The following is a 14341-nucleotide window of genomic DNA, read 5'->3' as shown; positions in this document are numbered from 1 at the left end:
GCTTTGACATGTTCGGCTTTACGAGCACCAAACGCTTTGAATGCATCTTGCTCAAAAAGCTTCACGCCGTGAGTCTTGCGGAAGTAACTATTGATATTTACGAGCGTATCATCGAGTGTTCGAGATTTTGCGAATGGAGTACTTACTCTCGTTTTTTTCAGAAGTTCTTGTGCAACATCGCTGTTCTTTTGTAGAAATTCACGACCCTCTGGTGTCAGGTAGTGACGCAAATAATCCGGAAGTTCGTTATCAAGCAATCCTCGTTCTTTTTCGAGCGTTGCAAAGCGTTTATGCTCCCCCTGAATGTGACCAATGATATTATCTATGACTTTATTTCCAGCGGTTGCTGTTTTCTCGACTTCATCGGCTACCTTTGTAGGAATCTCTGCCATTCCCTCGATCAAGCGACCGACCCTAGTGCCAGCATCTTTTCCAAGTTCCTTTTGCGCGCTCTTACCGAGCGTGGTTGCTTCCTCTACGGCTTTGCTGACTTCGGATCGGGTAGCTTTGCTAAATTGTGAAAATTTATCAACATAGTCCTCGCCAATTCGTCCCGGCAATTCTTTGATGCTTTTAAACGGTACAAATGCTTTGCCAGCTAGGTCTTTTGCACCCTCGTACATTTTTCCGACTACCGGAGTTTTTTCAACGAGCCAGTCTACGGCCTTGAATGGAGCAGTCACGGCTGATCGTGGCAATATTTGTTTACCAGCAAATTTCAGACCACCTTTTGCGAGAAACTTTTCGCCACCCTCTGCGAGTACCTTTTCGGCGAGCATCTTTCTTGCACCTTGTTCGCCAACTTCAAGGATCGACTTCTTAAGCAACGATGTTCCAGTTTTACTCAACACCACCGTACCAGCTTTGGTTGCGAGTTTTGCACCAGCTCCGTAACCGAAGCTTAGATAAGTTGTTGGATCGAGTAGTATGTCGGCAATAAATCCACCGACTTTACTTTTGATGCCAAGTGCTTCAGACGGCTGGATATGTTCTTTAATTCCAGCCTTGATTCCTTTACCACTTATAAGACCGCCAACGGCATATCCTCCGGTGTTGAGTACATGGAGAATTTTTTGTAGTGTTGATTCCTTGGGTTGAGTGGAGGATACATCCACATTATTTTGCAAAGCAAAATCTCGCAGTCCCTCGACTGTTGTCACATTCGGCTTTCCGGCCGTTTTCTCTACCTCAGTCGTCACAAACTTTCCCTCGGCATTCTTTTGATACTTTACTACGGTACCGGCCGACGATGGTTTTGATGTCGTGAGTGGAGGAGAGACCGGTGCAGAACCGGTATTTATGTACTTTCCTGTTTTAGGGTCTTTAATGTAAGCCATAGCATTTTAATTTCCGATACCGAAGAGTCCTTTGAAGAAGTTTTTGCTGGTGTTGAATCCTGACTTCGCAATGCTCGGTATCTTTTGTGTGAATACATCTTTGACCCCAGCACCAAAGTCTTGAGCGGTTATCTTTGGTTGACTTGATTTCAATGCTTGAGCGGCCACCGCATCGGCTTGCTGTTGTGCGTTCGCTTCAGAAATAATCTGATCTCTTTTCTGGAGGACTTGCGCTCGGATATTTTGAGGTACATTACTTGCGGTGAAGTTCGGGTTGTTTAGAAGTTCAAGTGCGTAGGCTTCCACATCACTTGCCGAACCTCCGGCATCTGATCCACTACCAGTCGTTTTCTTTGTACCAGTTACTTTCGTACCGGCAATATCAAGCACCGTTCCAGCTGGTGTGTCGTTGGCGAGACCGGCAAGTTTTATCGCTCGATCAATAACATCTTGAGCATCTTTCTTTTCTTGCTCTTTTCCGTATTTGGCGGAGTCAATAATGTTGGTGACATCTTTTTCAGAAGCACCGAACACTTGACTCAACAAATCACCCAACACGCCGTATTGATCCTTCTGGAATCCAAGAGTTTTTTCAGCCACCGTTAATGGCAAAGTAGAATCCTCATATTGCATTCCGGCAATTTCTTTTGCCGAAGTTTCGGCAGTACCCATTTGAGTGGCAAGCTTATTTCTTTCATTGAGTAGTTTTCTGTATTCATCTATAAGTGGTTGTTTTTCTGAGGCGACCAATCTTTGAGTTTGGCTTTCTGTTACCAGACCGTTGCTTGAGACAGTTCGATCTCTGATATCTTTTTCCGAGCTATTGATTGCTTCCTCCATTGTGGACAATCGATTATCCAAGCTTTGTAGGTTTGTCTGCATCGTATCGAGTCCTCGCTTAGTTCTTTCTTGCTGGTAGATGTCTGACTTTTTAGGCAAATTCTTAAGTGTATCGAGGTAGGAAGTCTGGCTGTCTTGCATGCTTTTTAGGGTGGAATCAAGGCCTAAGTCGGACCGGTACTGTTTAAGCAACGAAGTGTTAGAAGGCACTTCCGTCCCATACAGGGTGCTTTTGGCTGGTACAGAGCTTGTCCCCGGGCTCGAATTTTGGGCAACGGGCGGTGTTACGGTCGAAGAAGGTGTCACGGTGGGACTTGGACTCGGAACGCTCGCCTTAGGGGCAACAACGGGTGAAGCCGGTATTCCGGGTAAATTCAAAGCTGATCCGGCATATATCAGGTTCGGATTCTTGATCGTTGGATTTGCTTTTAGTAAGGCATCCAGCGTGGTGCCTTGTTGTTTGGCGATTCCCGATAAGGTTTGACCTTTTTGGATTGTTATCGTTGCCATAGGTTTTTAAGTTAGCGTTACATACCTCCACACTCCGTTAAAAAATATATAGAACCGTCGCACACTACCGTTATCGTATATTGCAAAGCTGATCGGGGTTCTCGGCGTATCGGCCGGCGGTGAGTTCAATATCGGAATATCACGGAGGAGATTGAGTATCGAACCCAGATTCGGATCAAACGGCTGATCTTTGTTGGTTGGTGTATTGTTCATGTTTGTGGAAGTTTTTTATACTCGACCAAGACCTCATCTATTTGAACGAGCTGTTGTTGCATGGTGGCGATTTGTTTTTCCAGATCCTCTTTCTGTTTTTGCAGAGCAGGAACATTTACGATTGAGACTGACTCCAGCGTGTCAATCTTTTTTGCATTTTCAGCATCTATTTTTTCCAGTGTGAATTTAGGCATATAATTTATTTAATTATTCTGTCCGGCACAAAGACGGCAGACACATCTTTCACTCCCATGTCCCATTCGCCAGAGTATCCGGAGTTACTCCAAACCTCGACCTTGAATTGAATCTTTTTTGACCTCGCATTAAACCGAAGCATTTTGTTTACCTTACCTTGGTTTTCATTTCCCTTAATCGTTCCAAGTCTCTTGAAAGGCGTGATTGCCACATAATCTCCGGCTTGCAAATATCCTTGTGAAGTTCCGACATAGTACAAAGTTTCGTCCAGATAGATTGTCTTGGTCACTGTGTCTATGCTTTTTATGTGTCTTATTTGTCCGGCGGCTGGACCGGCAAGCACAATCACTTCATCACCAACTTCAACCGAGCTAGGTATTGATGACACGGTAAAATAATCATAACTACCACCAGTCACATATTTCGCCTGGTCTCTTATATTCTGTTCGGTGATATTGTATTTAATTTCAAATCTCGCAAAACTGCTGTTTGGCATCGGCTTGAAAAAGTTCAAAATAAACTGTTTCCATCTTTTGCGAAGATATGGCTCGTTGTCGATCAACGGACTAATCCAATACGCCCCGAATTCATAGGGTCTGAATGTTCCGGTTTCGTGGTTCACATCAATAATTGATTTATTGCCGTCGCCATACATCACTCGAATTGTATTGTTGTCCACATAAAGTCCGTACATGACTGATACTCCGGGAGTCACATGATTGACCGCACCGCTTGATACTCGGTGTTTGAAATAAAGAGCGTTTGTCGCTGGGTTATAGCACCAAATTCCACAATACTGGCTTCGGCGACTCACATCATAAGTATTCGATCCCTTGGCAATAAGAATGGTGCCTTGATAAACTTTCATGCACCCGGCTTTCAGTGAAATATAGTCCTCGTGATTCATTTCCGGGAAGCGGTTTAGCTTTTCAATTCCAGAACCGTTGAATCGGCAAATCCAGCCGTCTCTTGTCAGGAAGTACAGAACATTTTTATCGACTACACCAGCAAGACTTTGGGTTTGAGTTAATTGCAAGACACGGTTATAAGTCTGAGAATATCCATCCCAGAAAAATAAAGCCGAACCGAATGTCGGATGATGGGCGGAAATAACCAGATAGTCGGTAAGCGGTGCAAGCCAAACAATCACATAACCGGTCGGCAAAGTCAGCTTATTAGGATTCCAAACGCTTGCACCAGTGTCCCATGTGGCAAGATAATTTTTATTGCCAAAACAAATGAATTTCAAAAACTTGGTAATCGGAACATCGTCAAAGGCTGTGTTCACATTAAACGACTGCCAATTGTCTACCCATGTGTTTTTATCAAAGCGTCCCACCCATGTGCTTCCGGCGTAGTACATGTAGTCGTCATCGGCATATAATCCGCTTCCTCCCCAGATGTTTGTGCTGTCATGCACTTCAACCCAGCTACTGTAATTATTTTCAAAAATCTTTCCGTCATCATGATTGGCACAATAATATCGATAATTGAAATAACACATGTAATTCGGTTCATCGAGTGTCGGAACACTTATACTGTCGCTCTCTTTGAAAAACTTATTAGCCACTTTCAAGAACGGCGGATATTGATCAAACTCCAGACCGTTTGCAAACCAAAAAGTTCCCTCGGCATTAAGGTTGGATATGCCTTTGTGGAATTGCGAAGTTTTCCAGATTTTTTTTGGTAATGACATAACGGTTGTTTATACGAGACTGCTTCTTGGAATTTCCGCTTGATCCGAAGCTGAAGCCATTCTGGCTGATTCTTGATCACGCCATTTTCCAAGTATCACTCTCTCGAAGTTATTATCGGCTTGCCGTTCCAGTTCGGTATCACCTTGCTGGTTGTAGTACATTTTCTTGCCCCATTCTACATAGGCTTGGTGATAGAGTTTCTCGACCTCCGGTTCGTCATTGTCGGACGCAAAGTCATCGGATATTCTGACAAAAACAAATCTCATAGCATTGCCGTCAATTGTCGGAGTTGATACCGGATAAAAATATCCACCCAGCATATAAACCGCATGGTTATCAAACTTGTCTCTATCTCGGAAGTCGATCAGCTTAAAAGGTGTTTTGTCTGTTCCGATTCTTAGTTCGATAAACGCACGATAATTTTCTGGTAAGGGATATTTTTCTTGGTTAGCAACCGTTGTGAATGGTTGCTCGGTTTTGAGATAGTCCCAATAATCAAAGGTCTGATCTCTATCTTCCGGCGGTCGCCAGCTTTGCACCTTTTCATCGGCTCTTTGTATCCATGTGTTCAACAAGGAAGTGTCGAGCGTTTGATCATCGACCTCGTTTTTTATTGCAGTTTTAATTTCGCCTCTGGTCATAGGTTTTAAATGTCATCACGGATGATGATTGATAATTGCTTATATCCGGTTTGAATTTTGCCGTCGGGAAAAGTGACCTCTACCTCTCCCAAGTAAGTCGCAACCGTGTTGGTATCCGACCCCGACCAGTTATATCGGCATTTGCCTTTGGTGGCATCGGTTATAACACAGGCGGTTCCGTTGATCTTTACCGATCCAGTGGTCGCATCCTTCATGTAGAATTTGACCGTGCATCCAGTCAGATCCACAGGCGAGCCGTCTTGGGTCAGGCTGAATTCCAATGGTGGTCTGGTGTCGTTTTGTACGATTTTTATGCTCATAGGTTTATATCTTTTTTATTGCTTGGCAGATTGATATCACTCTTGGAAGTTTGCATCTGCTGATCCTGCCGTGCAGTTTTGACCTCAATGTTTGACTTAGCGGTAGTAAGACCAAGAGTTTCTTTTGCCGAAAGCATCAGGACCGACAGCTTGGCTGATAAAAACTCAATGGCAATTTTTACTCCCTCAATGACTTTCCAAATGCGGAAGCGATAAGTCCAAGCCTTCGCAATCAGTCCTCGGATATCTAAGAGGTATGTCCATTGTTTTCCTGTGGTTATCAGAATGTCTAATCGGTAAGTCCACCATTTTGCGATCTTGCTTAAAATGTCTAAGCAGTAGGTTTCCGTCTTGGCCATTAAGCTTCTGATATCCAGTACATATCTTTCAATCTTGGCTGTCAGTGTTCTTATGTCGAATTTATAAGATTCAAGTTTTGCAATCAGTCCTCGAACATCGAGAACATATCGCATTGCTTTAGCTGTCAGGTTTCTAATGTCTAAGAGGTAGATCGTCTGTCTCAACACGCTAAGCAATGAATCAAATAAATATCTGGTGCTTTTGTTTGCCAAACTTTTAATGTCCAGCAAATATCTTTCAAGTTTCGTGGCAAGGTTTCTGATATCCAGTGCGTAAGTCCACGCTTTGTTTATCAATGCTCTAATATCCAACACATAAGCAGATATTTTGTTGGCAAGATTTCTGACATCAAGTTTGTAGGTTTCTATTCTGGCCACCACACTTCCAACATCGATCACATAGGCCATTAATTTTTGAGCAATGTTTCTTATGTCTAATTTGTAGATTGCTTGGCGGATCGCCAAAAGAAACGAGTCAAATCTGTAGGTGATAGTTTTTCCGAGTGTGATCAGTATGTCGAGTACATAGTTGGTGTTCTTTGGGACAAGATTGCGAATATCGAGTTTATAAATCCTCCCAATCAATGCACCGCCAATAATGTCGAGAATGTAGGTCAGAGTTTTTGTTGCTCTCTGATAAACATCCAAGATATAAGTTTCGAGTTTAGTCGCAAGATTATTGATGTCGAGTTTATAAGCAATTAATCTGACAACGAGTCCGAAAGTGTCGATGATGTATGTCTCTGTTTTATCGATCAAGGTTCTAATGTCGAGGATATAAGACTTAGCGTGCGATATTGTGATGAAGCTGTCGAACAAATAAGTTATTTGTTTGTTTATCAATCCAAATACATCCAGCACATAACTCACGGCTTTGGCGATTGGCTTTGAGCCGGTGTTGTTTAATTGGGCGGTGTTAAATTGATAAGCATTAAACATAGTTTTATCCGGTAGCCGGTATATTAGTACCTCTCACTGAGTTCGTTCCTTGTAGTCCGATCTGTGCGGTTACTGCATCCTTGCAAACATTGCCGATTGCCAAGTTGTAGTCATCGCTCGCACTTTGCTCTCTGATGTGATAGGCGGATTTATTCGCTTGGGTGGCATGCAGATTGTTTGATGAGATCACATTGTAGGTTGAATACACCGTGCCATTGTTTGAGAGATAGATACTGTGCGAAGTGTTGTTGGTCGTTCGTGATGCATTGTCTATGGCATTTCCGGTGATGGTGTTGTATGAAGATCCATAAAGATATATCCCATGTCCGCCAGCACCATAAATGTGATTGCCACTTATAACATTGCTCACCGTTGTCCCCGAGCCATGATATACGGCGATGCCTTGTCCGACTGGATAAGCGATCGTGTTCCCAGTGATTACATTGTATTTGGTAGCGTTTGCACTATTGCCGATTACGATACCCCAGTTGTCACCGTAGAAATGATTTCCCGTTATGGATATTCTTTGACCACCAACGAGATATACTCCGTAGTTCGTGCTGGTAAAAACCATATTGCCGGTGAATACTTCTCGCCACCCACTACTCACATAAAAGCCGTAGCCATTATTGCGAATCACATTACCGGTGATGGTGTTGTAATTGCAGGCGTTGTCGTATACCCCATACGAATTAGAAACCAGCACATTGCCAACGATACTGTTGTACTGAGAAGTGGTGAATAATCCGATTGCCGTTCCGGTGTTTGCGTAGATGTAGCAATTTTTTATTACGCTGTCCTCAATAGCAATAACTTTTAAGCAATCTTGTTTTGCACCAGTCAGCCATAAGTTCTCTATGGTCAATCTGCTGTGCTTGTATGATGTGGTTCCCCAGAGCACCAACGGACTGTTTGCACCGGATGTTTGGTTGGCTTGGTTTCCATCGATCATAAAGTCTCGGACCGTGATGTTTGTGTAGCTTACAGTCCCACCATTGCCGATTCTTACGACATCTCCCAAGTTAGCCGAATTAGCGACACGCAAAAGCGTTGACGCCCCTTCGCCCTCGAGAATCACATTACTCTTTAAGATTTCAACGAGTCCGGTTAGGTTGTAGGTTCCTTTTTTCATCCTCACCATTCCGCCACCAGACGGCAGGTTGCTTAGAGCCTCATTGATTTCTGTTTGATCGGCCGTACCGTCGCAGTTGTAATCGCCTGAACCATCGGTTGCGACAATGATCTCGGTTCTGGTTTGGAAGTCGTCAAAAAGCTTGGCAGTCACCAAAAGCTCGAGGCGTGTGCCTTGAGGCCATTGTTGGGCAGTGGTATTTTCTTTGGCACGCTCAATTGTGAATTGGTCGGTTGCTATCGTGGTCACTTTCACAATTTCGCCCACACTGGGATCGCTTGAATAAAGCGTGGCGTGAAATGGTGCCGATGGAAATTTTGCCCCGTCACCAGTCTGCACATTCAGGACAGTCGCACCGGAAAGCAGTGGATTGTCCGTGATTGTGCTTTTGGCATTATTCTTTTTTGTTAAGAATGTTTTTGCCATAGCTTTTTAATTTTTTTTAGGCCGCAGTGTCACCCTCGGACTTCACTTGGGTTGAAGTTGCGGTTACTGCACCGGCTCCGGCTGGCCAAGTGATGCGATACCACAGGCCTAAGTTTCCAGCAGGTGCAACATCACCGGATTTTAATCCAGTTGCTTTGCTGGCCATGTCGCCACCCTCGGCGTTTATAACCGACCCTCCGGAATACTTCTTGCCGAACCAGAGGAAACTTATCTTTTTGTTAAGCCCGATTGATCCTCGTGATGTACCTCCTGAACCTTGTCTGATGGTTACGGTTCTTGAGGCAGAGAGTGAATTCGTATAACCGGCATACACTTTGGAAAATGTAAGCGAGCCAACGACTTCGACTGCACCGTTTAAGGTGAGAGTTTCCGTTTGTCTATTTCCGGATGCATCCTCACCGACAATTGTTACTTGTCTGGTGTCAGCACCATCAGAAACTACAGCTACAACGGCGTTGGCAGAAAACACTGTCATGTTTCCTTGAGCACCGTCGGCATCATCGGCATGATCCAATCCGAATCCGAACGACAAGGCGGAATTGGTTGGTTGGCTAAGTAGCCACGAGACTATATTTTGCCAAGTAAGTGTTGCATGCGTGTTCTTTCTGAACACCTTTCGATACTCAGTGCCACCGGCAGTCGCTTCATCACCGGTTATGTCGGTGAATAAGTTATTGTCGGTATTATCTACGACTTCAGTCGCAGAAATTCCAGCACCATCGGAATTGGTTGCCGATGATTTATATTCTTTTAAGTCTGCTGATACGATTGGCATAGGTTTGTTTTAAGTTATCGACCTCGTAAGGTTCTATTTATCTTTTAAGAGTTCAATCAATCTATCTTTAGTTTCAGTGCCGTCGACCTCAACACCTTTTTCGCTTGCCAGAGTCTGCAATTCTTTTTTTGTGAGCTTCACAAAGTCTTTATCGACTGTTGTGTCCTCAACGGGACTCGACTCGTCAGACACACGCCAAAAATCTATTTTGAAAGTGTCTAACTCCTCAAGCTGTTTGATTATTTCCTCGTCTTTGGTCTCAAACTGACCATCCTCGAATAAAGCGTACACTCCCGGTTGATCGCCGATTTTCATTCCGCCCTCAAATATCGGCGTAGCCGGTTTAAGAACGATCTTAAGTCTTTTGATATGGGAATTAAATTTAGCCATATAAGTTTTATTAGTTAAGTTTTTAATTATTTTGGTTTGGCATCCGCCCTTACTCCTGGCTTCCACAAAGTGGAGGCCAGCGAGTCAGAGCAGAGCCTTGATCTGGTTTAGGCAACGCCCTTAAGCAAAGCGTTCTTTTCGAAGTTGACTCTCTGCAAACCGACTTCGGTTTTGTACTGGTCTACTTCCTCGTCTGCATCGTTATCTTGAATGTTGGTTTCGAGAGAAGTATCTCGGCCATTCAAAGGACAATGCTTTAAGGTTGAAAGATCCAATACGACTCCCATGCCAGCGTACTGATTGTCGAACATCGGATGACGGACAATGTTTAGCGTGCCGAAGGAAGACTGGAATTTGCGAATCTCTACACCGTAGGTCTTATCGGTTGGAACGACATACATCTTGCTGGTAGCAAAACCCTCCAAATAGCCGAGGACAGTATTTCCACAGAAGAAGTATTTTTCGCTTGAACCATACTTGAAGGCATAGTTCTGCAAGAACGATCGGAATTCAGCTTCGGTTAAAGCGGAACTTGATTCGTCTTGTACATTGCCAGCAGAGATGATGGCTTCCAAGACACCTCCCGATAAACGGAGAGGTTTGCCGTCAGGACCGGTGACCTCTTTCTTTTCACCGAACCAATACGCGCGTTCGATTTTCTTGGCTTGCTCAATACCGTGCTTAGCACGCAAATATTTGAGATCCGCACCCGGATTACCGGACGGATAAAGCTTCGAAGCGTTCTCGGTTGCAGTGACACCGAATTTGGTTTTGAAGATTTGGGTGTAGTTGGTGACTTTTACGAGCTTAGTCGTATTGGAGTCGCCAGACTTTGATCCTTCCTCAAAAGCTGGACCGATGACTAACAGCCAGTCGTCATCATTGATGGCGGCCGCCGCAGTGGCACCGGCTCCACGAGATACGGTGAGTGTGTTCGTGGAATAGTTGATAGTGGTGACACGCATGATTTCACCAGTTCGAGTGTTTTTAATCAGGTCGAACTTGGAGAAAATTGATGCACCGGGACTATCAACGACAATGTCGGTAGCACCGGCTATGTAGCCACCGCCGTTGTTGATTCGAGCCCAGACGCCAGAGTACTGATCCTCATATTCAGTAAACTCTGGGTTGTACACGACTCTTTTTTGGAGAGCCATGCCCTTGAATTTGCCACCACCGTCGCCAATCTTTCCGATTTGGGTCAAGAAAGCAGTGAGCGGTGATTCGCCTGGTTCAAGGAGAAAAATTTTGTCATCGACATCGGGAATACGCTGTGATTGTTCAATCGTCAGCGTGTTCCTCGTTCCGATGAGATGGGTTGGTTCAGGCATAAGTTTGTTTTATGTTAGAAAGCCGGTAACCGCTTACGAGACCTCAAATCTTATAAGTGTCACCTGACTTTGTTTGGGTTGATACTTTCGCCCACAAGATCATCAAAGGGACTATCTTTAGGCGTTTGGCCTTTAGCGGTTGGTGTACCGCCTCCGACACCGGATGCATTCTCACGCTCGAGATTTTTCACTTCCTCTTTCTTGAGAGCTTCATCGGCCACTTTCTTAGCCTGCGAATCTTTGGTTATGGAATCGTAGGCCAGCTGGAGAGTTCTGGCATTAAACGGAAGCTTTTCTTTTTCGATGATGTCGAGCACTTGGTGACCCAGCTCGGGTTCCTTAAAGTCCTCATGTTCACCGATCCATTTATCGATCTCGGCTTTCGTCTTTGCTTTTGTCTCTCGTTCCTCAAGTTTCTTATCGAGGATAGCTTCAATATCGGGCTCATCCTTAGGCTCTGCATCGCTGGCTTTCATGGCTTCGGCGAGACTCGCTTTCAGCTGTTCCGCCAGTTGCGGATTTTTGACCAATGCCTTGTCGAGTATCGAGAGAAACTGATCGTTTTTCTCGGTGGCAGTTTTGAGATCGTTTATCTCTGTGCCTTGCTCGATAATCTTGGTCTGGGCTTCGTCATAGGAGTGTTTAGCATCCTCCTCACTCTTAAACTTGCCCCAGAAGGACTTGTCGCCCTCGGGTTGTTTACCCTCGGGACTTTCGCCTTTATCGGCAGGCGTTACGCCAGATTGGTCTTTGAGCTGTTCACCCTTAGCGTCTGGTTTGTTTTTGTCAGGTTGGTCTCCGCTCGGAGTGCCCGACGGAACTGCATTGACCGGTTGTTCCTTTCCGACCGTATCGTCAAAAGACGGTGTTGGGTTTGGATCGGCGCCGGCATTGTTTGGTTTTTCCATAGGCGTATTAATTGTGGATTGTTCTTTTTAAGTCTGACCTCACGAAAGACTTTCAAAGCGTCCACTGTTTAATAAAACCGAGCCCCTTTGCGGAGGCTCGGTTGGCTTCTCAAGATGTGGAAATCGCCAGAAATCCCATCTTAAGAGGCCAGCTGAACCCCTCAAAATTTTGGCGATTTCCTTTGGGTTGTTGGTTGTTATGTTTGTGTTTTCATATGTTCATCGTGAATGGTTTTAATCCGAAGGAGGATTACTCCCAGTCCCTCGGCTCGACCTTGATAATACCGAAGATCGTCATTGGGCAGTCCCTTGTTTAATAGCCAAGTCTTGGTTATTTCTAATTCCTCGGCTATAAGCTCGGACAACGCTTCAAAATACTTTGTCTCAAAAAAGTTGCTTATCGTTTCCTCAGTTTGTTTGTTTATTTTCTCATTCATAGATTTATTGTTTTACTGCATTGCCTAATATCGCACCTAGTTGGTTTCCGGCAAGAGGTGGAACATCAGGTGATATCGCTGGTGCTTCACCGGCAGGACTCGGCATTCCTTGATCGGTTGGTATTGGGACCGGTTGTTTCTGTTCGGTGATGTAGTTGGTTGGCTCCCAGCCGTAGTCCTCAAATAATTTCATCAGCACCTTAAACTTCTTTATCGAGTACACGGTTCCGGTCTCAGCATCGATTAATTCGTTTACATCTTTTATAAGTCCCCAGAGTTCCAAGTCTTTTGATTTCTTTAGTTCGGACGAAGAAGCAAGAGACGATGTTGATTCCAGCGACATTTCGTACTCATCGTCAAAGAGTCCGTTTACACTTTCATCGGCTTCGGTTATAAGTCCGTGTCTGGTCAAAATTGCTATGGCCTTATCGGGCATTACGGACTTCTTTGTCCAGAATTGCTTGATCATGCTTATCCAGTGGTCAAAATGCATGATGTAAGAACCTCGAAGCATTATCAGAAATAACTTCACGCCCTCAAGGGTTGCTTCTCGCATGAACGAGGCAACGGTGGCTGTCTCTTTTCTATCTGCACCAGCCGTAGTGGTGAATTCATCTATTCCGACAGCAATTCTCATGGCTTCTTTGATGTGATCTGGTTCAACAAAAGCTGACGAATTAACATCACCGAATTTAAGTTCTCGGACCGAGTTCGGATCGTTAGTCCATAAGATTCCTAGAGGCTTCACTGTAATGGTTGATTGTTTGTATCCGGGCAGAGCCACCGGTGCGGCCGCAATCATGCTGTGTATTTTCATAGTCACGGCATCTACTCTCTGATTGGTTATGGAATTCAAAAGCTCTTGCAAGTGGTCAACAAGCTTAGGAATGCCGAGCCAGTAAAATGAGAATGGTCTTGGGAAGAAGCCTGTTCGGGAATAAGGTTTCTGTTCATGATCATATGGATTGTCACCATCCTTTATCTCTACTGGAGTGCCTTCCATTGGCAGAAACACAGTAAATCGATCGTCAATCCAGCGTTCTACCACTTCAAATAATTTATCACTGGTGGTCGGCATCTGTACGGGATTGTTTGGGTTACCCTCGATTGGACTTGAGGCCTTGGTGGTTTCTCGAATACTTTTTCTAAGTTGGATCAGGACTTCTTTTCGTACATAGGCATAGTCGGTGGTATCGCCTCCGGACTTCACTACTTCACCCTCGTTGTTTAGGAATTGTTTCCAGACGCTATCGTTGATATCGGGGTATTGGGCTTTCATTTCGTCCAATGTCAGCACATAGCGATGAAACACTGGGAATGGATCGGCAATCTTTTTCATTCTTGGATGTGGGTAGAAGTTATAAATATCTACCGGATCAAAGTCTGGTCTGAATACAATCTTAGATGTTGCAGTCTTGAAAATAAGCTTTTTGATTTTATCCACTATGCCAACTTCTTTCTGTCTCTTTTTCTTGGTCTCTTTTCTGAGGAAGTCTTTGCCAATGGTGGTTCCGCAGATGAATACTTGCAGGAAGTAATCAATCAGGTCGTCACTCATGCCAACCTCCCAGAGCCACAGTATCAGGTCTTTTAAAGCTTCATTGTTTTTGCCCTCGAGCTTGAAGTCGGGTGTTATGCCGACACTCTTTTGTAAAAAGGTTTTGATGTATGAAAAAACTTGAGGAATAAAAACATTTGATTGCCAAACCTCGCCGTCATTGGTTCTCTCTAACTGTTCGGCACGATCGCCGTTGAAAGAGGAGAACAGCTTATAACCACGATCAAATTCGGGTTTGTAATAGTACAAGAAGTTTTTCTTGGCTTCATCGTACTCGCTATTAAATTTTTGTAGTTCTTTTGTGTTTGCCAT

Annotated in this window: 14 protein-coding genes; all 14 read right to left on the bottom strand. The window is 44.4% G+C overall.

Annotated elements, in window-relative coordinates; genetic code table 11:
• The coding region (locus WC473_04755; GenBank protein MFA5125098.1) for a hypothetical protein at positions 1-1337 on the bottom strand (1337 nt) is incomplete at its 3' end.
• 6 nt (positions 1338-1343) lie between these two features.
• The gene (locus tag WC473_04750) at positions 1344-2687 is read right to left on the bottom strand and encodes a LysM peptidoglycan-binding domain-containing protein (protein ID MFA5125097.1); all 1344 of its coding nucleotides are present in this window, start codon (positions 2685-2687) and stop codon (positions 1344-1346) included.
• 209 nt (positions 2688-2896) lie between these two features.
• A complete protein-coding gene (locus tag WC473_04745) occupies positions 2897-3094 on the bottom strand; it encodes a hypothetical protein (GenBank protein ID MFA5125096.1) in 198 nt (65 codons plus the stop codon).
• Positions 3095-3099: 5 nt separating this feature from the next.
• Positions 3100-4791, bottom strand: coding sequence for a hypothetical protein (locus WC473_04740; GenBank protein ID MFA5125095.1), 1692 nt, complete (start codon positions 4789-4791; stop codon positions 3100-3102).
• 9 nt (positions 4792-4800) lie between these two features.
• Entirely contained in the window at positions 4801-5433 is a 633-nt protein-coding gene (locus WC473_04735; GenBank protein MFA5125094.1) for a hypothetical protein, read from the bottom strand.
• A gap of 5 nt (positions 5434-5438) precedes the next feature.
• On the bottom strand, positions 5439-5753 hold the full coding sequence (locus tag WC473_04730; protein ID MFA5125093.1) for a BppU family phage baseplate upper protein: 315 nt from the start codon (positions 5751-5753) through the stop codon (positions 5439-5441).
• Positions 5750-6871, bottom strand: a complete 1122-nt coding sequence (locus WC473_04725; GenBank protein MFA5125092.1) for a hypothetical protein — start codon at positions 6869-6871, stop codon at positions 5750-5752. The genes WC473_04730 and WC473_04725 overlap by 4 nt, the downstream gene beginning before the upstream one ends.
• Before the next feature lie 184 nt (positions 6872-7055).
• Positions 7056-8609, bottom strand: a complete 1554-nt coding sequence (locus WC473_04720) for a right-handed parallel beta-helix repeat-containing protein (protein ID MFA5125091.1) — start codon at positions 8607-8609, stop codon at positions 7056-7058.
• A 16-nt stretch (positions 8610-8625) separates the two neighbouring features.
• On the bottom strand, positions 8626-9405 hold the full coding sequence (locus tag WC473_04715) for a hypothetical protein (protein MFA5125090.1): 780 nt from the start codon (positions 9403-9405) through the stop codon (positions 8626-8628).
• 33 nt (positions 9406-9438) lie between these two features.
• Positions 9439-9795, bottom strand: coding sequence for a hypothetical protein (locus tag WC473_04710; GenBank protein ID MFA5125089.1), 357 nt, complete (start codon positions 9793-9795; stop codon positions 9439-9441).
• A gap of 107 nt (positions 9796-9902) precedes the next feature.
• Entirely contained in the window at positions 9903-10760 is an 858-nt protein-coding gene (locus tag WC473_04705; GenBank protein ID MFA5125088.1) for a DUF5309 family protein, read from the bottom strand.
• A 425-nt stretch (positions 10761-11185) separates the two neighbouring features.
• On the bottom strand, positions 11186-12034 hold the full coding sequence (locus WC473_04700; protein ID MFA5125087.1) for a hypothetical protein: 849 nt from the start codon (positions 12032-12034) through the stop codon (positions 11186-11188).
• 197 nt (positions 12035-12231) lie between these two features.
• Complete coding sequence (locus WC473_04695) at positions 12232-12471, bottom strand: hypothetical protein (GenBank protein MFA5125086.1); 240 nt, start codon at positions 12469-12471, stop codon at positions 12232-12234.
• A gap of 4 nt (positions 12472-12475) precedes the next feature.
• Entirely contained in the window at positions 12476-14341 is a 1866-nt protein-coding gene (locus WC473_04690) for a hypothetical protein (protein ID MFA5125085.1), read from the bottom strand.

It is taken from the genome of Patescibacteria group bacterium, from assembly GCA_041650895.1.
Lineage (GTDB): Bacteria > Patescibacteriota > Patescibacteriia > 2-01-FULL-39-33 > 2-01-FULL-39-33 > CAISTG01.
The sequence above is the reverse complement of the archived record's forward strand: the minus strand, read 5'-3'. Positions and strand labels throughout refer to the sequence as shown.